Annotated in this window: 18 protein-coding genes and 4 pseudogenes; 18 read left to right on the top strand and 4 right to left on the bottom strand. The window is 61.1% G+C overall.

Annotated elements, in window-relative coordinates; translation table 11 throughout:
* The first annotated feature begins 42 nt into the window (after positions 1 to 42).
* From bpln_RS36960 to bpln_RS33245, 5 genes and pseudogenes are all read left to right on the top strand, one after another.
* On the top strand, positions 43 to 186 hold the full coding sequence (locus bpln_RS36960; RefSeq protein ID WP_158512108.1) for a hypothetical protein: 144 nt from the start codon (positions 43 to 45) through the stop codon (positions 184 to 186).
* 25 nt (positions 187 to 211) lie between these two features.
* Entirely contained in the window at positions 212 to 934 is a 723-nt protein-coding gene (locus bpln_RS33260; RefSeq protein WP_055141419.1) for an IS6 family transposase, read from the top strand.
* Positions 935 to 1,018: 84 nt separating this feature from the next.
* Positions 1,019 to 1,789 (top strand): annotated as a pseudogene (locus bpln_RS33255) (TldD/PmbA family protein); the annotation flags it as partial.
* Between the two features lie 2 nt (positions 1,790 to 1,791).
* Complete coding sequence (locus tag bpln_RS33250; protein ID WP_055139847.1) at positions 1,792 to 2,256, top strand: hypothetical protein; 465 nt, start codon at positions 1,792 to 1,794, stop codon at positions 2,254 to 2,256.
* 19 nt (positions 2,257 to 2,275) lie between these two features.
* Positions 2,276 to 3,319: a DUF2891 domain-containing protein gene (locus tag bpln_RS33245; protein ID WP_055141418.1), complete on the top strand. Its 1,044-nt coding sequence runs from the start codon at positions 2,276 to 2,278 to the stop codon at positions 3,317 to 3,319.
* 155 nt (positions 3,320 to 3,474) lie between these two features.
* Here the strand turns inward: bpln_RS33245 and bpln_RS33240 are convergent.
* The 3 genes and pseudogenes from bpln_RS33240 to bpln_RS38130 all read right to left on the bottom strand — a co-directional run.
* Positions 3,475 to 3,660 (bottom strand): annotated as a pseudogene (locus bpln_RS33240) (IS6 family transposase); the annotation flags it as partial.
* Between the two features lie 173 nt (positions 3,661 to 3,833).
* Positions 3,834 to 4,916, bottom strand: coding sequence for a CaiB/BaiF CoA transferase family protein (locus tag bpln_RS33235; RefSeq protein WP_148654294.1), 1,083 nt, complete (start codon positions 4,914 to 4,916; stop codon positions 3,834 to 3,836).
* Between the two features lie 190 nt (positions 4,917 to 5,106).
* On the bottom strand, positions 5,107 to 5,646 hold the full coding sequence (locus bpln_RS38130; protein WP_055141415.1) for an MFS transporter: 540 nt from the start codon (positions 5,644 to 5,646) through the stop codon (positions 5,107 to 5,109).
* 453 nt (positions 5,647 to 6,099) lie between these two features.
* On the opposite strand from bpln_RS38130, the gene bpln_RS33225 reads away from it, so the two are divergent.
* The 6 genes from bpln_RS33225 to bpln_RS33200 all read left to right on the top strand — a co-directional run bounded on the left by bpln_RS33225 (position 6,100) and on the right by bpln_RS33200 (position 12,257).
* Positions 6,100 to 7,422 (top strand): Rieske 2Fe-2S domain-containing protein, encoded by a 1,323-nt coding sequence (locus tag bpln_RS33225; RefSeq protein WP_055141414.1) that lies wholly within the window; start codon positions 6,100 to 6,102, stop codon positions 7,420 to 7,422.
* 27 nt (positions 7,423 to 7,449) lie between these two features.
* A complete protein-coding gene (locus bpln_RS33220; RefSeq protein WP_055141413.1) occupies positions 7,450 to 8,412 on the top strand; it encodes a PDR/VanB family oxidoreductase in 963 nt (320 codons plus the stop codon).
* A 59-nt stretch (positions 8,413 to 8,471) separates the two neighbouring features.
* Positions 8,472 to 9,782, top strand: a complete 1,311-nt coding sequence (locus bpln_RS33215) for a CaiB/BaiF CoA transferase family protein (RefSeq protein ID WP_055141412.1) — start codon at positions 8,472 to 8,474, stop codon at positions 9,780 to 9,782.
* A complete protein-coding gene (locus tag bpln_RS33210; RefSeq protein ID WP_055141411.1) occupies positions 9,779 to 10,963 on the top strand; it encodes a thiolase C-terminal domain-containing protein in 1,185 nt (394 codons plus the stop codon). The genes bpln_RS33215 and bpln_RS33210 overlap by 4 nt, the downstream gene beginning before the upstream one ends.
* On the top strand, positions 10,960 to 11,403 hold the full coding sequence (locus tag bpln_RS33205) for a Zn-ribbon domain-containing OB-fold protein (RefSeq protein WP_082465572.1): 444 nt from the start codon (positions 10,960 to 10,962) through the stop codon (positions 11,401 to 11,403). Before bpln_RS33210 ends, bpln_RS33205 begins: the two co-directional genes overlap by 4 nt.
* A 71-nt stretch (positions 11,404 to 11,474) precedes the next feature.
* Positions 11,475 to 12,257 (top strand): FadR/GntR family transcriptional regulator, encoded by a 783-nt coding sequence (locus tag bpln_RS33200; protein ID WP_055141410.1) that lies wholly within the window; start codon positions 11,475 to 11,477, stop codon positions 12,255 to 12,257.
* A 23-nt stretch (positions 12,258 to 12,280) separates the two neighbouring features.
* On the opposite strand, the pseudogene bpln_RS33195 reads toward bpln_RS33200, so the two are convergent.
* A pseudogene (locus tag bpln_RS33195) lies at positions 12,281 to 13,513 on the bottom strand (porin).
* 235 nt (positions 13,514 to 13,748) lie between these two features.
* Between bpln_RS33195 and bpln_RS33190 the strand changes: the two are divergent.
* From bpln_RS33190 to bpln_RS34920, 7 genes and pseudogenes are all read left to right on the top strand, one after another.
* The gene (locus bpln_RS33190) at positions 13,749 to 14,561 is read left to right on the top strand and encodes a helix-turn-helix transcriptional regulator (RefSeq protein ID WP_082465571.1); all 813 of its coding nucleotides are present in this window, start codon (positions 13,749 to 13,751) and stop codon (positions 14,559 to 14,561) included.
* A gap of 140 nt (positions 14,562 to 14,701) precedes the next feature.
* Positions 14,702 to 15,754 (top strand): aromatic ring-hydroxylating dioxygenase subunit alpha, encoded by a 1,053-nt coding sequence (locus bpln_RS33185; RefSeq protein ID WP_063891388.1) that lies wholly within the window; start codon positions 14,702 to 14,704, stop codon positions 15,752 to 15,754.
* An 8-nt stretch (positions 15,755 to 15,762) separates the two neighbouring features.
* Positions 15,763 to 16,824: an alcohol dehydrogenase gene (locus bpln_RS33180; RefSeq protein ID WP_063891387.1), complete on the top strand. Its 1,062-nt coding sequence runs from the start codon at positions 15,763 to 15,765 to the stop codon at positions 16,822 to 16,824.
* Positions 16,825 to 16,852: 28 nt separating this feature from the next.
* Positions 16,853 to 18,310, top strand: a complete 1,458-nt coding sequence (locus bpln_RS33175) for an aldehyde dehydrogenase family protein (RefSeq protein WP_082465570.1) — start codon at positions 16,853 to 16,855, stop codon at positions 18,308 to 18,310.
* An 80-nt stretch (positions 18,311 to 18,390) separates the two neighbouring features.
* Positions 18,391 to 19,725, top strand: coding sequence for an MFS transporter (locus bpln_RS33170; RefSeq protein WP_055141407.1), 1,335 nt, complete (start codon positions 18,391 to 18,393; stop codon positions 19,723 to 19,725).
* 196 nt (positions 19,726 to 19,921) lie between these two features.
* A complete protein-coding gene (locus bpln_RS33165) occupies positions 19,922 to 21,124 on the top strand; it encodes a porin (protein WP_055141406.1) in 1,203 nt (400 codons plus the stop codon).
* A gap of 60 nt (positions 21,125 to 21,184) precedes the next feature.
* Positions 21,185 to 22,582 (top strand): annotated as a pseudogene (locus bpln_RS34920) (IS30 family transposase).
* Position 22,583: the final 1 nt, after the last annotated feature.

Here is a 22,583-nt window from a genome sequence, read left to right as displayed (position 1 = left end):
CGGCGAGCCGGCCACCTCGCCTCGCCCAACCCGCCGGCGACCATGACCGACCAACCCTGCCTGAGCTACGCCACCCTCCTGCGCAACACCGACCTGCTCCTGCAGCGCATCCTCGGCGGGCGCACCGTCCTCGCGACGGACGAGGCCAGCCAACCGATGGCGCTCGGCGTGGCAATGTCAACTTGAAGCGCCCAGCGGATAGAATGGGGAAATGCCAAAGACCCGCAACCCGTTTCACGGCTACCGCTTCCCGGCCTCGATCATCAGCTGCGCGGTACGCTGGTACCACCGCTTCAATCTGAGCCTGCGCGACATCGAGGAGCTGCTGCTTGAGCGCGGTGTGACTGTGACCTACGAATCAGTACGCAACTGGTGTGACCGGTTCGGCGCACAGTTTGCCCATTGCACGAAAGCCGTGCGTGGTAGGTCGGGCACGACCTGGCATCTCGATGAATTGTTCGTGAAGCTGCGCGGCGAGCCGTACGTGCTGTGGCGCGCGGTGGACGAACATGGGACCGAACTGGACGTGCTGCTGCAGAAGCGCCGCGACAAGGCGGCCGCGAAGCGCTTCTTCAGACGCATCCTGCGCGCAAACCCGGTACCCCGGAAGATCGTCACCGACCAGTTGCGCAGCTACCCGGCGGCAAAGGCAGAGGTGCCCGAACTGGACGGGGTGAAGCACGTGTTTGTGAAGGCCTGTGCCCGGGTGAACAACCGGGCAGAAAACAGTCACCAGCCCACGCGCCGGCGTGAGCGCCAGATGCAGGGATTTCGCGATGCGCTGCGCACCCAGGCTTTCCTTTTACGTTTCGGTCCGATCCGGCAACACTTCGCGTTACCCCGTCACTGCATGAGGGCTGCGGATCACCGCGCCCGGCTGAAGGAACGCATTGCCAGCTGGTACCGCTGGAGCGACGCAGGTTTCGCTCGATAATCAGCAGGACTCCTTTGCATCATCAATTCGAACAGCCTCCAGCACTGAACTTGACAAAGCCGGTCCGAGGGCGAGCTTCGCGCGTTCGCGCACGAGCGGGTGGCGGCCGCGCTCACCAAACTGCAGTCGCGGCCGGCGCCGGCCGGGAAAATGACGGTGGTGGTCGGGCCGGGCTGGAACGGCGTGCTGCTGCACGAGGCGGTCGGCCACGGACTGGAGGCGGATGGCGTGCGGCGCGGGACCTCGGCCTTCGCGGGACGCCTGGGGGAGCAGGTCGCCTCGCCGAACGTGACCATCGTCGACGATGGCACGCTGCAGGGCGGGCGCGGTTCGCTGCATATCGACGACGAAGGGTGCGAGACGCGGCGCACGACCCTGATCGAGAACGGCGTGCTGCGCGGATACATGCACGACCGGCTCAGCGCGCGCCTGATGGGGATGGCGCCGACCGGGAACGGCCGGCGCGCGGGCTATGCCTCGCCGCCGATGCCGCGCATGACGAACACGTTCATGCTCAACGGCGATCGTGATCCCGAGGAAATCGTCGCGTCGGTGCGGCACGGCATCTACGTCTCGGGCCTCGAGGGTGGCCAGGTCGACATTACGAGCGGCCAGTTCGTGTTCGAGGCATCGGAAGCCTACCTGATCGAGAACGGCAGGATCACCGCGCCCGTCAAGGGCGCGACGATCACGGGGCGCGGTCCGGACACGATCCGCCACATCAGCATGGTCGGCAACGACCTCGCGTGCGATCCCGGGAAGGCGTCCTGCAGCAAGGCGGGGCAAGTGATTCCGGTGGGCGTCGGCCAACCGACCGTGAGGGTGGACGAGATGATCGTCGGAGGGACGGCGTAGTCATGGTTTCGAGGCGTGCGACACCGGCGCGACCGCCGGCCAACCAGTGGGCCTATCGTCTGCATCAGTCCAGTTACCGGCAGCGGGAGGCCAAGACGGAGTTGCTGCCGTTGCCGAGGCCGATACGCGATGCATTGTCGCTGGAATACCACCTTCAGCTCGAGGCGCTGCACGCCGGCGTCGGATCGCTGGTCGCGCTGCAGATCCTGATGCGGGTGGTGATTGCCACCGGCATCCTGTGCGAATTCGGTTACGGGGATGTCGAGGGCGCGTCGTACAAGGACCTGGAAGCGATCGCGAACCAAGCGTTTTCCTCGGGCATTCAAGGGCATTTTCATTTCAACCACGACGCGGTTCGTCTGTTCTCCAAGGTTTTGACGACGCATGACCTGCAGCTGGAAGTTGCTCCCGTCAAGGTGGTCGACGAAGTCGCGAAGCGTTTGGAACGATACGCCAGGTCCGCCTGATTCGATTGGAACCACACCCATGTCTTCCAGTTTGACCCGTGAGCTTGCCGATCAATTCTCCCGCCTGACGCTTGGCCACGTCACGCGCGAATACCCTTGCAGTCCGGGCCACGTATGGTCGGGGCCGGACGACAGCGGTACGCCGCGGCAGCTTCATCCGGTGTTCTTCGGCAGCTTCGACTGGCACTCGTGCGTGCATGGCTACTGGCTGCTTGCCCGGCTGCTGTGCGAGTTTCCCGACCTTGATGCCGGGCCGCGCATTCGTGAGCTGTTCGATGCCTCGCTGACGGCCCCGAAGGTCGCACGGGAATGCGAGTACTTCGGCGACCCGCTGAGGCAAAACTTCGAGCGGCCTTATGGCTGGGCGTGGTTGCTCAAGCTTTCCGCGGCACTCGGCGCGCACCACGATTCCGGCTGGGCGCAGGCGCTGGCGCCGTTGGCGCGGTTGATCCGGGAGCGTTTCGAGGAGTTCCTGGCCAAGGCCACCTACCCGAACCGGGCCGGAACGCATCACAACACGGCGTTCGCCGTCCGGCTCGCGCTCGATTATGCGGACGCCGTCGGCGATGCCGCGTTCAGGACCCAGCTGGCTGCGGCGGCGAAGCGGTGGTATGGCGACGATGCGGACTGTCCGGCATGGGGCGAGCCGAGCCTCGACGATTTCCTTTCCCCCTGCCTGATGGAGGCCGAATGCATGCGGCGCACCCTGGACGCCGGAGAATTCGCCGCCTGGTTCGAGCGGTTCCTGCCACGTCTGGCGGCAAGCCAGCCATCGTGCCTGTTCACCCCTGCCGTCGTGAGCGACCACGCCGATGGCCGCATCACCCATCTCAACGGACTGAACCTGAGCCGGGCCTGGTGCTTTCGATCGCTCGCGAGCGCGCTGCCCCCGGACGACGCGCGCGCGCGGCTGATGCGCGAAGCGGCGAGCCGGCATGGGGCTGCCGCGTTGCCGCACGTCAGCGGCAACTACATGGCGGAGCATTGGCTCGCCACCTACGCGGTGTTGATGCTGACCGTCGATGGGGGGGCCGGCGCCCGGCAGGAAAATTCGCGGCATTGACCTAGCGTACAGGAGCCCGCGGCACAGTCACGTTAGCGGAGTATGTTCACAAGGGGGCGAGCGTGACCTGCCTGTATCATGCGGCAGAGGGATTCCGGGTGACCTCGGCCAATTCACACCATGTCGAGAAGCGTGCGGCGAGGTGTTTGCGACAAAGCGAAGGTCGCACCGAATGTGTCGCACCACCGGCGGATCGTCTCGTGGCTGACGCTCACGCCGCGCTCGAACAGCAATTCCTCAATGTCGCGTAGGCTCAGCTGGAAGCGGAAATACCAGCGCACCGCCTGGCTGATGATCGCTGCGGCGAATCGATGGCCGTGGTAGAGCGATTTTGGTTTCATCGGCCCATCTTACGCGACCACCACCGTCAACGTGACAGCGCCAGCGCAGCGTCACGTTCCCACATCGATCACGAGCCTACGTCATAGCCGGAGCTACCATTTGCTTGCGCGGCTTGGTCAGTGTCCATGCTGCGGACGTGCCAGTGATGTATTACATTTTTGAAACAATAATACTAATCGCCCCACGAACCAATTAACGATTTAATCTCAACTTTGCCCGGGCTGGTCCTGAGATGCGCCAGGTGACAACTGCTGAAACGAGGAGCTGGCGCGGGTCGGACGATCCCATCGATCTTGACGAATGTGTGTCTCGCCTTTAGGTGTTCGTTCTCGTGCGCTTCGTCCATAGTCAAGACCGGGCTCACGCATGCATCGGTTCCGTCGAAAATTGCGCTCCATTCGTCGCGCGTTTTCTCGCCGAACAACCTCTCCAGCGTCACCCGGATGGCGGGCCAGTTGGATCTGTCCTTTCTCGAGAGGAAACCTTCTGGAGCGATTCCCAACTTCGTGAGCATCAACTGCCAAAACGGTTCTTCAATGGCCCCAACCGCAACCCACTTTTCGTCGAGCGTTTTGTAAGTGTCGTACCAAGGCGCACCGCCATCCAGCTCGTTCGTTGCGCGCGGGCCTCGCCACTTCCCCTGCGCCCGGAGGCGGTAGAAGAGAGACATGAGGTAGCTCGCACCATCGACCATGGCGGCATCAATCACCTGACCTTGGCCGCTATCTTGAGCAGCGAGCAATGCTGCCAGGATGCCGAACGCGAGAAACATCGAGCCGCCACCGTAGTCACCCACGAGATTCAGCGGTACGATCGGGCGCCCTTGCGTACCAATCGCGTCGAGGGCACCAGTGACTGCGATGTAGTTGATGTCGTGCCCCGCGCTGGCCGCGAACGGGCCTTGCTGACCCCATCCCGTCATTCGGCCATAAACGAGGCGCGGATTGCGCGCGAGGCACGTGTCTGGCCCCAGGCCGAGCTTCTCCATCACCCCAGGACGATTGCCCTCAAGCACGACGTCAGCGACCGATACCAAGCGCAGCGCTTCGTCTCTGCTCTCGGGACTCTTGAGGTCGAGCGAAACGAACCGGCGGCCGCGTTGGATGAAATCGCTTTCGGAGGCAGTCACATTCGGGCGGGTGATTTGAACCACATCGGCACCCATGTCAGCGAGAAGCATCGCGCAGAACGGCACCGGGCCAATTGCGCCAAACTCGACAACCTTCAATCCATTCAGAGGTCCTGCTTGACTCATTGAGCCTCCTTGCCAGCTTGTCTGGCGAGTCGTTATCCAGCGAATAAAACGCAGACGGAAGATAGAAGGAAAAGCACCGCAACGACGATCATGCTGGGGGACAGGCGGTGGGTTTGTCGCTGTACACGTCCTATAAACAAAGGCGCTCCCCACCTCTCGAAGATTGCCCCGAACGAACTGATGACAGCAATCACGGCGGGTCGAATCTGCTGTGGAAGGTAGGTCTGCGAATCGACCAGAAGATGGCCAACGATGCATAGACGCCGATGTTGGCGAGCACGAAGCCGATGAGCGCCGTCGACAGGCTGCCGGATGCGGCGACAGTCCCATACCCGAGCGCCGCAATAAGCGTGCATCCGACGGTGTGCCATATTCGCTCCTTCCGACGGTCGGAACGGCGCAACAGAATCGCCATACCCATCATGCCGGCAAGTGGCGAGACCTCCGCTACCAGGTTGATAAGAATGAGCGGCACGCCGTAGACGTGCAGGATTTGCGCTAAGCAGCCTCCGACTGTTTCATTACCGCAGAAGATACCCACGTAACCCTGGATGAGCTCCCAAAGGACAGGCTGGCGCAGCGCCTCTAGCGTATTCAACTTCTTGGTCGGTGACTTCTTCGTGCGCGAGATTTCGAGCTCGTTAGCGAGCCACGCCTTCTCATCCCGCGAGAGCCACTTTGCCTGCTCTGGCCGGTCGGTGAGATGGAAAATCCCGAACACGCCGAGCATCACTGCTGGAAAGCCCTCCAACAGAAACGGCCACTTCCACCCGGGAAGACCGAGTGCTCCATCGAGTCGCAGGATGGCATCCGATACCAACGGTGCCGAAACGTATGCAGCGAGGGACGGCTGTCTTCGATAGCCGCGTCGATGGTTGTTCGCGGTGGCAGGGACACGTGTTCTCAAGGAGGGATTTTTACGTGGTTGGACCAATCTGGTAGGTGCAAATATAGTTTTTTTCGGAAACCCAACCAAGTTCGGGAAATCCCTAGCGACGGCCGAGAACGTGGTTCGGTAAAAACGATATTTCCTTTTAAATCAGGTGTATATGGATGTTTTTAAGCATCATGCCGGAGATGCCTGCCTAGGCCAAAGCTGAGCTTCATCACCTGAAAGCTGTTGACCTTTGCAAGTTGATTGCTATAAATTGGCCCCACCAATTTATGAATATGGAGCCCCATAGTGCTTTCTCATGAAGATAACGAAGCGCTGGTTCGCGTCGGCGCAGGTACTCCCACCGGTCAGTTCATGCGCCTCTTCTGGCTGCCGTTCTTGCCCTCGTCGGACCTGGCCGTTGACGGCGAGCCGCAGCGCGTGCGGTTGCTCGGGGAGGATTTGCTGGCGTTTCGCGACAGCGAAGGCCGCGTGGGGCTTATCGACCATGTGTGCCCGCACCGCGGCGCGCCGCTTGTCTTCGGTCGCAATGAAAAGTGCGGTTTGCGCTGCGTGTACCACGGCTGGCAGTTCGCCGTGGATGGGAAGGTGCTCGATACGCCGGCCGAGCCCGAAGAGAGCCGCCTGAAGGAAAAAGTCCGCATCAAGAACTATCCGTGCCAGGAACGTAACGGCATCGTCTGGGCATACATGGGCGAAGAGCCGCGTGATGCGCTGCCGCCGCTGCCGGACCTTGAGTGGAACATGGTCCCGCTGGAGAACGTGCATTTCAGCTTCCGCGTCCAGGAGTGCAACTGGCTGCAGGCCGTCGAAGGCGAAATCGACTCGGCGCACGCCGCGATTCTTCACGGCCGTATCGATTCGCAGGGCTCCATCAATGACTGGACGTCGAAGAGAGACCTGCGGCCGGTGTTCGAATGTCAGCGGCGGGATTTCGGCATCAGCATCGCGTCGCGTCGTGTTCTCGACGAGAAGAACCACTACTGGCGTGTGAACCAGTTCCTGTTCCCGTTCTACACGCTGGTTCCGCCGCAGTCGAAGTACCCCGAGCTCAGCGGCCACGCATGGGTGCCCATCGACGACGAGAACACACTCTGCCTGATGTTCTCCTACACGCCGGCGGCGCCGCTGTACGAGAAGTCGCGCAAGGTGTTCGAGGAAGGCTACGGTGGTCGCGAAACGGGTCACGCCAGCAAGGACGCCTTCGAGCCGCGCCCGGTTTCGCAGCCGTATGCCAAGTATTGGACGAAGTTCAATCTCGCATCGGGCTTCCTGTTCAACTACGACGCTCAGACCAAGACGTGGTTCTCGGGCCTCCCCGGCCTCTGGGTTCAAGACGCAGCATGCCAGTCTGGCGTCTCGCCCATCTACGACCGGCGCAAGGAAAACCTGGGCATCAGCGATACCGGTATCGCAATGACTCGCCGCCTGCTGCTCGAGAACGTCCGCAAGCTCGCAGCCGACCGGAGGTCACCCGTCGCCCTCGACAACCCGCAGCTGTGGATGGTTCGTGCTGTCTCGCTCACGATGCCAGCCGGCTCTTCGTGGACCACGGACGGCGCGGAATTCATGAAGGCTCGGCTCGGTACCGACTTCGGATACACGCCCTGATCGTCGAACGCATACAGCAAAATCACCATGTCCCAGCCTAACGCCGAGCGAATCGACGTCCGTCTCGTTCAAATCCGTCTCGAAGCGGATGACGTCGCATCCTTTGAGTTCCGCCCGATCGATATGCCCATGCTGCCGGCATTCGAGGCCGGCGCGCACATCGACCTGCACCTTCCCGAGAATCGGGTACGGAGCTATTCGCTCCTCAACGACCCGCACGAGCGTCATCGATACGTCGTCGCGGTTCAGCGTGAGGCTTCGGGACGTGGTGGTTCCGCGTGGATGCACAAGACTCCCCGCGTAGGAGACCGCTTCACCATCTCCGCTCCGCTCAACGACTTTCCGCTGAACGAGCAGGCAGAGAACTCGGTGTTCATTTGCGGTGGTATCGGCATCACGCCGGTGGTGTCGATGATTCGTCGACTCGAGCGCCTGGGTGCAAAGTGGCAGTTGCACCTCGCGGCCCGCCACCGCGCGCGCGCCGCATACGTCGATGAGCTCGCGCGCCTCCCCGAATCCGACAGCCGGGTCAAGTTGCATCTCGAAAGCGATGGCGGCCGCGTGGACATTCGACGCCTCGTGGCGGACGCGCCTACCGGAACGCACTTCTACTGCTGCGGCCCTCGCGGCATGGTCGATGACTTCATCGCCTCGTGTGCGGACCTGCCGCAGGAGCAGGTGCACTTCGAGCGATTCGCCGCGGCCAGCGACTCGGCTACCGGAGGTGGGTTTGACGTCGTTCTGCAGAAGAGCGGGAAGCGTATCCCGGTCCAACCTGGCAAGACCATCCTCGAGGCACTGCTCGACCAGGGTGTGGACGTCCAGTACGCCTGCTGCTCGGGTGTGTGCGGGACTTGCCGAACTGGCGTCATCGACGGCGTCCCGGATCACCGCGACGACTTCCTGACCGACCAAGAGAAGGCGAGCAATACGGCGGTCATGGTGTGCTGCTCGGGCGCGACGTCGAAGACGCTGGTGCTGGACCTGTAAATAAAACGGCTGAGAAGCCGCGCGTTCGGATGAACGCGAACTGGAATATAGGAGATTTCATGTCCTCGACGTTCGCCGAAGAGTTCCCTCTACACCAACCGCGGCCCAAGGATGCTCCCAAAGCGCTGGCCGGGATTCGAGTGGTGGATTTCACGCACTTCATCGCCGGGCCGTTTGCCACGATGATGCTTGCCGACATGGGGGCCGACGTCATCAAAATCGAGGCACCCGTGCGTGGTGACGAATTCAGATACTACCCGCCGGCTCACCCAGAAGACGAAAGCATCGGCGCGCCGTATCTCTGGTCGAATCGGAACAAGCGAAGCATCGCGCTCGACCTGAAGTCGGAGGATGGGCGCCGGATCGCTCGGGAGCTCATTGCATCTGCCGACGTCGTCGCGGAGAACTTCTCGACCGGCGTGATGGAGCGTCTGGGGTTGGACTACAAGACAATTCGCGAGACCAACCTCGAGGTCATCTACTGCTCGGTGTCGGCGTATGGTCGTGAAGGCGCCTTCGCAGACCGTCTCGGCTTCGACCCCATCGCCCAGGCAGAAAGCGGCTTCGTTTCGATGAATGGCTACCCCGACCGCCAGGGCGTCCGCGCGCTTTCGCCCGTCATGGACATCAGCACGGCCATGATGGCCAGCAATGCGATGCTCGCCGCGCTCGTCGCTCGTGAGCGCACGGGCAAAGGCCAGGCCGTCGAGGTCTCGCTGTTTGACAATGCGGTGCTGATGACCGGGTATGCAACGCTGCAGCATGTGTTCACCGGCGTCGAGCCTCAGCGCCACGGCAACACGAGTCCCGATACGTGTCCGTCCGGCGTATTCAAGGCCGCCGACAAGTCGTTCTACATCAACTGCGGCAACAACAAGATTTTCCACCGTCTGGCGAACCAGGTGCTGGAAATGCCCGAACTCGCCAATGACCCGGTGCTCGCGGACCGCAACGGCCGCATCGCCCGCCGGGCGGAACTGTTCAAGGTGCTCGACGAGGCTTTCGCGAAGTTCACGTGGTCGCACTGGCAGCAACGTATGCGCGCGGCGTCGATTCCTTGCGGTGAAGTGCGCTCTGTCGGAGAGGCTATCCGGTCGGCCGAGGCCCAGGAGCGCAAGCTGGTAACCCGGGTAGCGCATCCTGACCTCGGCTGGTTGCCGAACGTTTCGCTGCCGTTCCGCTTCAGCGAAACGCCTGTCGATGACCCGCGACCGGCACCTCGAATCGGTGAGCACAGCTTCAATGTGTTGACCGAGGTCCTGGGGTATGACGTCGATGCGGCATTCGACTTGCTCGACCGGGGCGCGGTCTACAGTTTCGCGGGCAAGGACGCTGCTGCGTCGGCGCATCGCGCCGAGGCAGCAACATGAGCGATGAGCGAACACTTCGTGGCCGGGGCGCGGTAGTCGGGGTTGGAGAGAGCGAATACTTCAAGTTCGGCCGCTCGCCGCACCCCGAGTTCAAGCTCGTCTTGCAAGCCGTCCTGGCTGCCTGTCGTGACGCTGGCATCGACCCTTCCGACATCGATGGGTTCGCCTCCTTTGGTGAAGACCGAAACGATGCGGTTCGGCTGGCCACCGCGCTGGGCGTCAAGCGCATGCGGGCCACCACCTTGCAGTGGGGGGGCGGCGGGGGGGGCTGCGCCGCCGCCGTGGCGAACGGGGCGGCCGCTATCAACGCGGGGATGGCGAATTGCGTGGTGGTGTACCGGGGACTCGCTCAAGGTCAGTTTGGTCGCTTCGGGAAGGCAGCCCCACGCACAACGGTCGCTGGCGACATGGCCTATCAGATGCCCTACGGGGTCCTGGCGCCACCCCAGAAGTTCGCACTTCGCGTTCAGCGCTTCATGCATGAGCATCGCGTCGAACGCGACGCGATGCGTGCAGTGGCACTCGCCTCGAACTTCCACGCCCAAGCGAATCCTCGTGCGGTCATGTACGGGAGGCCGCTGACCTCCGATGCGTACGACGACTCGCGGTGGATCGTCGAGCCGTTCCGTCTCTTCGACTGCTGCATGGAGAACGACGGCGCTGCAGCCCTGATTCTGGTTGCGGCCGACAATGCCCGGGATTTCGCCCGGCCGCCGGTCTACCTCCTGGGCGCAGCGAGCGGTGCCGAGTGGCGTGCTGGCGCTGTTCCGCACAATGCCCCCGTCTACGCGTCCGCAAACTATCGGTCAGTCGCCAGCGACCTTTTCGCGATGGCCAAAGTCGGGCCTTCGGATGTCGGTTCGGTACAGGCGTACGAGAACTTTACGGGGGGCGTCGTGATGTCCCTGTGCGAGCACGGATTATTCAAGCCGGACGAAATCAACGACTTCATGACGCTAGAAAATCTCAGCGCGCCGGCTGGCAAGCTTCCGTTGAACACCAGTGGCGGTAATCTCGGTGAGGTCTATCTGCAAGGCTTCGAGCTCGTCATCGAGGCAGTCAGGCAGGTGCGTGGCGAATCGACCAGCCAAGCGCGAAACAAAGACATCGCACTGGTCATCGGTGGTCCGATGGTGTCGCCCGCAAGCAGTCTGATTTTTGGTTCGGAGGCGGCCCTATGAGCGAGTTCCATCTTCCGACCGGCTTGCCGGTGCCAGTTCCAGAGGTCGACGGTATCTCGGCACCGTACTGGGAAGGCCTGCGCCAGGAGAAGCTGCTCGTGCAACGTTGCGCGCATTGCCGGACCTGGCAGTTCGGGCCCGAGTGGATTTGTCATGCTTGCCGCGAGTTCGACCCAGCCTGGGAAGAGGTTGCTCCCCAAGCGAACATCTTCAGTTGGGAGCGCGTGTGGCATCCGTCTCATCCGGCGCTCGCGAACACTTTGCCGTATCTCGTGGTGCTCGTCGAGCTGCCGCAAGCCGGCAATATCCGGATGCTAGGGAATCTACTAGGTGACCCTGCCCAGACCGTGACGATCGGTGCGCCGGTCTTGGGCGTATTCGAACATCACCCTGATTCGGAGACCCCATTTACCCTCCTGAACTGGAAGCTGCAACCCTGACGGAGCGTCCGATCCGGATGGGGTGGCCTGTATAATTCTCAACATTCATGGCACCTGCATCGGTAAGCAATATGGAACTGACGTCCGCCGCAACACGCGAAGCAACTCCGCGCTCCGAGCTCGTGGGCAAGATGCTGGCCTTCTTCAAGGAGCGTGGCTTTGAGAGCGGCGAGCGTTTGCCATCCGAGCGTGCCCTAGCCGAGCGATTTGGCGTCGGCCGCAACGCGCTGCGCGAGGCGCTGTCCACATTGAGTGCGCTGCGCGTCATCGAATCACGCCCGAATTCCGGTATCTATCTGCGCCGGATGTCGACTGACAGCAGCTTCGAAACGATTGTGCTCCTGACCGAGATGGGCTCCGAGCCCTCGATGAGAGAGGTCAAGGAAACGCTGGAAGTCCGCTGGGCCCTCGAGCTGCGCGCCGTGCAGTTGGCATGTGAGCGCCGCACCGAGGCGGACCTCGATGGATTGATGGCCATCATTGACGCAACGAATGCCGTACTGGCCAACGAAGGCAACATCTCGGTCCAGGACACGGCCTTTCACATGGCGTTGGCTCGCTGCACGCACAATGAAGTGCTCGTGCGGTTGCTGAACTCGTTCTACCGTATTTCCGAGAGCCGCCGCTTCGCGCTCTTCGCCGATACGACGCGCGGCGAAGTGTCCGCTGGACATCATGCAAAGCTCTATGAGGCCGTGAAGAAGCGCGATGCCAAAAAGGCTGTCACCCTGATGGAAAAGCACTTCTCCAGTGCAGTCGACGCATGGAACGAGATTCTCGGCGATGAGGAAGGGCCGGCTGCCGCCAAACCAGCCAAGTCCCGCGCGAAGCGTGTGGCACGTCAGGCTGATTGAGCTACCGCTGCATGTGGTCTCGCTTAGAAGGTGTGAACGATACCTACCCGGACGAGCAGTTGCTGGTTGGTGGACGACGCGGTCAACTGCGTGATTGATGCGACCGCGGGCTGGCCCAACGAATCCGTTCCCGACGCTTTCTGATAGATAGCGAACGCATAGAGCTCGGTGCGCTTGGACAGCAGGTAGGACGCGGCCAGCGTGCCTTGGTTATAGGCTGCTTCGCCGAACGAGCCAATGCTCGCTTTACGCGTGTATCCGTACGAGGCATTGACGCTGAACGCTGGCGTGAACATGTAGCTGACGTTTACTTCGCCATTGTTGATGACGCCAGTGCCCGTGTATCGAGCGGGGTTGGGGCCAGCAGTCGTGTCCCCAAGGCCATCGTAGCTGGCATGAGTGAATGTGCCCCCGACGGACAGCGGCCCCATCCGATACTTCGTGCCCGCGATGTAGAGCTGCATCGTACTGGCCGAGGCAAAGCCGGCATAGATGGGATTGGTTTGCACGGACGTGGAGGTGGTCCCGATGGTCCCCATGTTGTCCGTGTTGCTCCCGCCCGCGGTCCCGTTCGTGCCGAAGTAGGAGAGGTTCGGGTCGCGCGCGTTCGTGTACCCGACGCCGGCTGAGAACGCTCCCATGGCGTACGTCGCAGACAACGACCAGATTTGATTCAGGCCGGGCGAGCCAGCCAGTCCGCCAACCGAATACATCGCCCCGACGGTGATGCCACGGTACGCTTCCGAGCGGAACTTGACGGTATTGTTGATTCGGAACGAATGGCCCAAGTCGTCGAAGTCGCTTGGGTTGGCCCCCATGTGAACCGGAATCTCGCCCGCTTCCGAAAAAGTCGCCAGCATGTCGCTGACGATGCTGTATTGACGCCCAAACGTCAGTTTGCCGACCGACGCAGCCAATCCTACAAACGCCTGCCGGCCAAACATCAAACCGCCTTAGGCGAGGCCGCCCGTGTTGATGTTGAGCCCGTTTTCCAGCACGAAGATGGCTTTGTAGCCATGTCCAAGGTCTTCCGTCCCTTTAAGCCCCCGGCGACTCCCGCCAATCCCCGTTGCGCCGTCCACGAGCGCGTACTGCTGCTTTCCCGTGGGCGCCCCTCCCGATCGCCCCGTCTGCACGTTGCTGGTGTAGTTGAAGCCCTCATCGATAAGCCCATAGAGCACAACTGACGACTGCGCATGTGCTGGTGCCGCAACAATGCCGTCGAGCGCGCTCGCCGCAAGCGTGAGTTTCTTCAACGTCTCCTCCATCTAATTTATAAATCTGATCGCGCAGTTAGGGTAAACTGGCCCAACCAAATTGGCCCACCAAAAGCGGCGAGACAATCGTAGGTGCGAAAAGATTCACAGTCAAACTGTGGAGAACCCTAGCGAGCGCGGACGATGCCGGAAGCCTTTCAGACGTACCATTCAGTTGTGAAGTGGCGGCGTCGGCGAGCGTATCTTCGGTGCAGCGGCGGCCACGGAGAATGCAATGAATACGTCAGCAAGAATCCCATCGGAGGCCTGGACCGCGAACGCCATCGCAGCAATTGGTACCGAAGCATTTGGGAGCCAACTCGAGCGGTACCTGATAAGCGTTTGTGGCATCGACTTCTTTGCCTGTTACCGCGTCACACCCGATGCGGTGACGCCCATCACGTCGAGCGACCCGACCCGATTCGGTTCGGCAGCCAGGATAACGCTCTACACGCGCGATTCCCTCTGGGCGGTTGACCCGGCGTTGCACCAGGCAACATCGCAGCTCCGTCGCAGTGACTTCGCACATTCGAGGCTGAAGAAGGCCGACCTTCCGCACGGCCAGTTGCGCGCGGAGGTGTACCCGCAGCTCGTTGACCGCATGCTTGTATGTCAACAGGGTCGGGAGAGAACCTATGCGCTCAGCGCGCTGCGCTGGAATGTCAGCCCCCCCTTCGAGCAGCAGCAGATTGAGCGTTTGATAGAGGCCAGCCCTGTCATCTTCGCGCTCATCGACCGCCACCAAGTCACCAGCGCGGCAGCGCTTCCGCCGGCGGATTGTCTCAGCTCCATCAATCTGATTCAGCAGTGCCTTCTCGAAAGCGTTGGTATGCCGCCACGCGAGCGAGAGGTCTGTGCTCATTTGCTCATGGGCGATACCGTCGGCGAAACAGCCCAGAAGCTGCAAATCGGAACAGAGACGGTGCGTAGCTACGTCAAGCGCGCCTACCAACGATTGCAAGTCACGTCTCAGCGTGAACTGGTGATTGCATACCTTCGCCACTGGTATGCGTGGACTCAAAGAGGAAGGGTAAATCCGGAGCGATAACTTGGTCGGTTGTCCCCCGAGGAGGTGGCAGACGCTCCATATTCCGGCAGATACAGTGTGTCGACCTGAAAACCACGTGCGCATTATTTCGCGGCAGCCCCACGCCGTAGATGCGCGCTATCAAGAACAGGAGACGCACGATGTATCTACGGAATGCCTGGTACGTAGCAGGCTGGAATGGTGAATTCAAACCCGGTGCCTTGACCGCTCGCAAGCTGTTGGGCGAAGACCTCGTATTTTATCGGCGCACCGATGGAACGCTCGCTGCGCTGGAAGACCGATGCTGCCATCGCGCGGCGCCGCTGTCGAAGGGCGAGCAGGAAGGCGACGCGGTCCGATGCATGTATCACGGCCTGCTATTCGACTGTCAGGGGCGCTGCATTGAAGTGCCCGGGCAGGAACGTGTTTCCGACAAGATGCGTGTCCGTGCCTTCCCTGTCGAGGTACGCGACAATCTCGCGTGGATTTGGATGGGCGAGCCGGCGGCAGCCAGGGCCGATGAAATCCAGCGCGTGCATTGGGCAGGGAAAGAAGGCTGGTCGGTCGAGGAGGGGCGCTACATGCATTACGCATCGAGCGCTCAGCTCATCACCGACAACCTGCTCGACTTCTCCCATCTCGGTTTCGTCCACGGGAAGTCCATCGGCACCCGCAAGCAAGGAAGCATCCGACCGGAGACCGAATTCACCGACGATGCGGTACAGGTCCGCTTCACCACGCTGAACAGCAGCGCCCCTGCATTCGCGCGCGAGCTCGGCAACCTGCCGGAGACGGTCGACCGATTCAACTACTACGTCTGGCACATTCGCGGCAACCTGTTCGTGCAGGATTCGGTGATTGCACCCGTAGGGGGCGGCTACGACAGCCTCGCGCCCGAGACGATGAAGCTGCACACCTTCATCGCCGTAACGCCGGAAACCGAGAACACGGCGCATTACTTCTGGGCGACGGCCCACAACAACTTCCAGGCCAGCGTCACGGACTTGACCAGCAAGCTGACCGCCCAAGTCGAGAACGCATTCGACGAAGACCGTCGAATCATCGAAGCTCAGCAAAAGGTCATCGCCACCTCGCCCGATGCTCCAATGATTGCGATCGCAGCCGATGCGACCCTGCTGAAGGTACGCCGAATGCTCGATGCCATGCTTGCCGATGAGCAGTCGTCGCACATCGCCGCCCACGTCGCCCACTGAGAAGAGCCATGCGAAGCTACGACATCACCGAATGGGGCCGTCCGCTCCAGGTCGTACTGCGCGACACGCCGGCGCCGAGAGGAACGCAAGTCCGCGTGAAGGTGCAAGCATGCGGCGTCTGCCACAGCGACCTCCACATCCAGCACGGCGCGCTCGATCTGGGTAACGGGCAGAGCGTCTCCTTCGAAAGCGTCGGTGTTCATCTACCTTTCACGATGGGGCATGAAATCGTCGGCGTAGTCGACGCGGTCGGCACCGATGCGACCATCGCAGTGGGAACGAAATGCGTTGTCTACCCGTGGCATGGCTGCGGCGAGTGCTTCAACTGTCGCAACCGACGAGAGGTCGATTGCGAGAGCGGTCGAGCTTTGGGCACTCGGAAGCCTGGCGGGTATGCGGACTATGTGATGGTCCCGCACTCGTGCTACCTGTTGGACTACGGGACGCTCAACCCCTTGTTCGCCGCGACTTGCGCATGCTCGGGGCTTACTGCGTTCAGCGCGCTGCTGAAGCTCCCGACCTTGCTTGAAGACGATGCTCTCGTTCTAGTGGGGGCGGGCGGCCTTGGCCTGGCTGCCGTCGCGATCGCAGGGATGCTGACCGAAGCGAAAATCATTGTCGCGGATATCGACGACGCGAAGCTCGAGGAAGCAAAGCAGGCAGGGGCCGATGCGGTCCTGAACACGCGCTCGCCCGAGGCCCTCATCGAGCTAAGAAAGCTGGCCCCGAACGGGGTTCGTGCTGTCGTCGATTTCGTCGGAAGCGGAACGACGACCGAGATGGCCATGAAGGCTGTCTCGCGTGGCGGCACGGTCATCGTCGTCGGATTGTTCGGCGGCGCATTCACCATCTCGACAGCCCTTCTCCCGATGCGCAACGTCACGTTGCGCGGGTCGTATGTCGGCTCGCTCGACGAGATGGAATCTTTGCTCAAGCTCATGCAAAAGAGTAAGCCCCCATTTCTGCCAGTTCGGCTGCACGCTCGTCCGATGTCGTCTATCAACGACGCCCTCAGTGAGCTCTCCGAAGGTCGAATCCTCGGTCGCGTCATCGCGGTGAACGAAGCATAGCGACATTCAAATCAACCAGGAAATAGAGATGGTTTTGGACAATTCTAGCGCGGTGATGACGCACCTGCGCTTCAATCCTGCGCGCATGCTTATCGGTGGCGAGCTTATAGATGGTAGCCAGCATGCAGCCGTGATTGATCCCGCGACGGCGTCGGAATGCGCGGTTGCGCCGCTGGCCACTCATCGACAGCTGGAGCAGGCGGTAGGCGCGGCCAAGGTTGCATTTCGCTCGTGGGCGTCGACTTCCATCGAGGAGCGGCGGCACCGCTTGAGCCAGTTCGCCGAGGTGCTCGAATCGAACGTGGCCGAACTCGCGGCAATCCTGACTCTGGAACAAGGCCGGCCGCTGGCCCTAGCGCGCGCTGAAATCGAACGAGCCGCGATGCTGCTGCGAACCATGCTGACCATCGACATCGGAGACGAGGTACTCCGGGACGACGACTCGGGTCGCGTCGTGCTGCAGCATCGACCGCTTGGCGTCGTGGGTGCCATTGCTCCATGGAATGTTCCTATCGGTCTCGCGGTGCCGAAGATTACGCACGCGCTTTACACCGGCAACACCATCGTCCTGAAGCCTTCGCCGTACACACCGCTCGCCACGCTCAAGCTTGCGGAACTGGCGAAGGATGTGTTCCCGCGAGGCGTCTTCAACGTCATCAACGGCGGTAACGACGTGGGTGCGCTGATGAGCAGCCATGCTGACGTCGCGAAGATTACGTTGACCGGCTCCATCGCGACCGGGAAGCGCGTCGCCGCCAGCTCGGCGGACACGTTGAAGCGGCTCACCCTCGAACTGGGTGGAAACGATGCGGCGATCGTCCGCAAGGACGTGGATCTCGACCTGGTCGCCCCCGCGCTCTTCGGCGCCGCATTCGTCAATAGCGGCCAAGTTTGCATGGCCATCAAGCGGCTGTACGTGCATGGTTCGATACACGACGAACTGGTTGAGCGAATGGTTGCGATCGCACTTGAGACGTCCGTAGGCGGCGGCTTCACCCCAAATATGAAGCTCGGCCCCGTTCAAAATCGGGCCCAGTTCGATTCGATTCTTTCCGTGCTCAAGGATACGAAGGCGAACCCACACGCCCGTGTCGCGGTGGGGGGGAATGCGCTCGATAGGCCTGGCTATTTCATCGAACCGACCATTGTCACGGGGCTGACCCAGGGAACTCGTCTCGTCGATGAAGAGACGTTCGGGCCGGTGCTGCCCGTCATGCGCTTTGAAGATGACGAGGAAGCCATCGCACTAGCCAACGCCGGCGAGTACGGCCTCTGCGCGTCCGTTTGGAGCGCGAGCGTCGCTGAAGCGCAGAAGGTTGCATCTGACCTGATTGCCGGGACGGTCTGGGTAAATCGTCACGTCGGCGTGGATCCTCTCGTGCCTTTCGGTGGCGTGAAAGAGTCCGGCCTTGGCAGGCAGTTTGGCAAGGAGGGGCTGCTGTCTTTCACCGAGACGCGCGCCTTGTATTTGCCCTCGAGTGCATAGCGCCACCTAAGCCGCAGTCCTCCGCGGGAGGGGACGCGGTCGCGTCTGGAACGAGAACACAATAAATTGGAGACTTGAAGATGAACTCAGTAACTGGCCCGGCGCACGAGTCGGCCGCCCCCGGCGCAACGACGCTCGACGGCGACGCAATCGTGCGGAAGGTGGGACGCCGCCTGATGTGGTTCCTCATCGCGCTGTACGTCATATCCGTGATTGACCGCGCAAACATTGGGTTCGCATCGTTCTCCATGAACCGTGAGCTCGGCCTGACCGCCCAGATGTACAGCGTCGGCCTGGGCGTCTTGTTCCTGGGATACTCGCTGTTCGAGGTGCCGAGCAACCTCATCCTCGCGAGATTCGGCGCACGGGTCACTCTAACCAGAATCGCGATAGCGTTTGGTCTAGTGACGATGGCCATGGCATTCGTGAAGGGACCGACCAGCTTCTACGTCGTCCGCGGACTGCTGGGTATCGCCGAGGCCGGTTTGACGCCTGGTGTGTTCCTATTCCTGAGCTTCTGGATTCCGCGTTCACACCGCGCACGATACAACGCGATGTTCACGTATTCCATCGCGCTGGCGTACATTCTTGTCTCCCTCGTCTCCAGCAGCATCCTCAAGCTCGACGGCACCTTCGGGCTGCCAGGGTGGAAGTGGATGTTCATTCTCGAGGGCCTGCCGGCGGTCATGCTGGGCCTCGTCGGCATCTTCTACCTCACGGACCGACCGCATCAGGCGAAATGGCTAGAGACGCACGAGCGCAAATGGATCGAAGCGGAGATCGCTGAGGACCATACGTCGTCTCATTCTGCATCGGCCCGTACGTTCGGCACCGTGTTGCGCACGCCGGCGCTGTGGCTCATGTGTCTTGTGTACGTGGGCATCTTCTGCGGCAATGCGTGCCTCACTGCATGGCAACCCCAGATTCTTCACGCGAACGGCATCCCGATGAACCGGATTGGCTGGATTGCCGCGATTCCGCCGCTCTTGGGTGTCATCGGCATGACGTTCATCTGCCGGTCCTCGGACCGCCGCGATGAGCGCGTGGTGCATGGAGCATGTGCATGCCTGCTTGCCGCGTTGGGCTACGGGACCGTTGCCGTGTCGAGCAACGCATTGATTGCGATCGCAGGCTTCGTCGTCGCGACGATTGGCGTGTTTTCGTCGCTGGCAATCTTCTGGTCGATCCCCCAGACGTTCCTTGCTGAGCAGGTGAAGCCTGTGGCCATCGCTTTCATCGCGTCGTTCGGGGCATTGCTGGGTGGCTGGCTGGCGCCAATGGGAATCGGTCGAATTCAGATGTCGACGGGCAACCTAGCGCTTGGCCTTCTGGTCGTTGCCGGCCTCTTTGTAGTGTCTGCCCTGATGACTGTCGTGGTCGGCAAGATTGTCGTCAAGCGGACTCAAATCACCTAGGTGACGGAGATGCGTCGAGCCGGGAACGGCTCGGCGTTCGCAGCACGCCGACGATACGAGCAGTCGGCGCCGCATATCCTTGGTTTTTCTGTTTCCTCACTACGAGGAGGAGGTCGCACGCCTGGACATCGCACCTAAATACCACGCAGCCAAGAGCTGCCATAAGAATCAAAAAATATATTGGAGACGAGAAGTCATGAAGAAAGCAGCAATCGCGCTTGGTTGTTTTGTCACGTTCACGGCAACTGCACAGGCTCAAAGCAGCGTCACCTTATACGGACTTGTCGACGACGGCTTCAACTGGACGTCGAATGCCGGAGGCAGAGGCCTGTACAACCTGTCGAGCGGCGTCATGCAGGGCAGCCGTTGGGGGTTGAGGGGTACCGAAGACCTCGGTGGCAGCTTCAAGGCGATTTTCGTTCTCGAGAACGGATTCGACATCAACAGCGGCTCGCTGAACCAGAAAAACATCGGGAGCACTCAAGGCCTTCTATTTGGCCGCCAAGCGTATGTGGGTCTATCGAGCGATTTCGGCACGGTGACCTTCGGCCGTCAATATGATTCGGTAGTCGACTACATCGGGCAGTTCGAGGCCGGCACGCAATGGGGTGGGTATGTCGCGTCGCACCCGGGCGACCTCGACAACTTCAACGATGCCTACCGCGTCAACAACGCAATCAAGTTCACCAGCATCAACTACGGTGGCCTGCGATTCGGTGCCGTCTACAGCCTCGGTGGCGTCGCAGGCGACACCACGCGCAACCAGTTTTGGTCGGTCGGCGCCAACTATGTGAACGGGTCCCTGTCGTTCGGCGCGGCCTACCTGAATGCTCGCAATCCAAACGCCGGTTTCTTCGGCGACAACGGAGCGAGCACGGCGGCATCGCCCAGTAGCAATTACGCAATCTCTCCCGTCTACAGCGGCTACGTGTCCGCGCACACTTATCAGGTCATCGGCGGGGGAGCCGCGTATGCCATCGGTGCGGCGACGGTCGGACTAACCTATTCGAACATTCAATTCAGGGGGCTGGGAGACACCACTACTTCCGGACCGAATCCCGTCGGATACCGTGGAAACGCGACGTTCAACAGCGCGGAAGCGAACTTCAAGTATCAGTTCACGCCATTTTTGGTGGCAGGCGTGGCTTTCGACTACACCCAAGGAAATGGCGCGTCGACTGCGAGTGGGACCAGCGGCCGCGCGAAATACTATCAAGGCTCGCTCGGTGTTGATTACTTCCTGTCCAAGCGCACAGACTTGTATTTCATCGGTGTTTACCAGAAAGCATCAGGGACGGATTCCACTGGCGCTTCGGCTGTCGCGGACATCACCAATCTCGCGCGGTCGACGAGTGATCGCCAGACGACACTACGTGTCGGTATCCGCCACAAATTCTGAGCGGCCAACTGTCGGCGGATTCAATCGGTCGTTGCAACATCTCCATATAGGAGGTGTTAAATGGGACGACCATTGGGATGGGGCTCGGAACAAACGGGAAGACCAGTAATGCGATCACCTGGCAGACCGGGTGTCAATCAACTGGATTCCAAGCGGGCATTCTGGAGGTGTATCGCACAAGGAATGGAGACGGAGGCCGCAGCGCATGCGTGTAACGTGTCGCAACCTTTGGGGCCGCGATGGTTTCGTGAGGCGGGCGGCATGCCGCCAATCGACCTCGCGCCGCATTCTGGACGTTACCTGTCATTGCCGGAGCGCGAGGAGATCGCGTTGCTGTGGGCACAGGAGTGCAGCGTTCGTGAGATTTCGCGAAGGCTGCAGCGATCGCCGTCAACGATTTCACGCGAGCTACGTCGTAACGCGGCGACCCGCGGTGGTACTCTGGCGTATCGGGCAACGGTCGCCCAGTGGAAGGCTGAACGCGCGGCACAACGTCCGAAGCCCTCGAAACTGGCAGCGAACGACCAGTTGAAGACGTACGTGCAGGATCGTCTGGCTGGAAAAGATCACCGACTTTCGAGGCAAGCCGATTCCCGGGCCTAACGTTCCGTGGAAGGGACGAAGACAAGGACGCCGCGCGGACCGTCGCTGGGGCACCTGCTGGAGTCCGGAACAAATCAGTCGGCGACTTCAGATTGACTATCCCGATGATCAATCTATGCGGATCTCTCACGAAGCCATCTATCAGGCGCTCTATATTCAAGGCCGGGGCGCTTTGCGGTGAGAACTTACTGCTTGCCTTCGCTCGGGCCGTGCGCTGCGCGTACCTCGGGCCAGGACGCAACAGCGTGGAAAGCACTTCGTCACTGCGGAGGTTATGATCAGTGAACGCCCGGCTGAAATTGCTGAGCGTGCCGTTCCAGGACATTGGGAAGGCGACCTGATCATTGGCCTTAACCGATCGGCGATTGGCACTCTGGTTGAACGCACTACACGGTTCACGATGCTACTGCATCTTCCGCCAATGGAGGGTCATGGAGTCGGGGCGCGCCTCAAGAACGGCCCCGCACTGGCAGGTCACGGGGCAGAGGCGGTTCGCAATGCTATCGCAGCAAAGATCGCTCTATTACCCGAGCATTTGCGGCGGTCGCTGACATGGGATCAAGGCGCAGAGATGGCCCAGCATGTGCAGCTACGACTCGATACGGCTCTGGATATCTACTTCTGTGATCCTCAAAGTCCATGGCAACGCGGGACGAATGAAAACACGAACGGCCTGCTACGGCAGTACTTTCCGAAAGGCACAGATATGAGTCGATACACCGAGCGTGAACTCGACGCAGTCGCAAACACACTGAACTGTCGACCACGTAAAACCCTTGGGTGGAAGACACCAACGGAAGTACTCCAGGAACTACTATCTGCAACATAATGATTGGTGTTGCGACGACTCCTTGAA

The sequence above is a fragment of the Burkholderia plantarii genome (assembly GCF_001411805.1).
GTDB lineage: Bacteria > Pseudomonadota > Gammaproteobacteria > Burkholderiales > Burkholderiaceae > Burkholderia > Burkholderia plantarii.
Note: the sequence above shows the minus strand (reverse complement) of the source record. Positions and strands in the feature narration are given on the sequence as shown.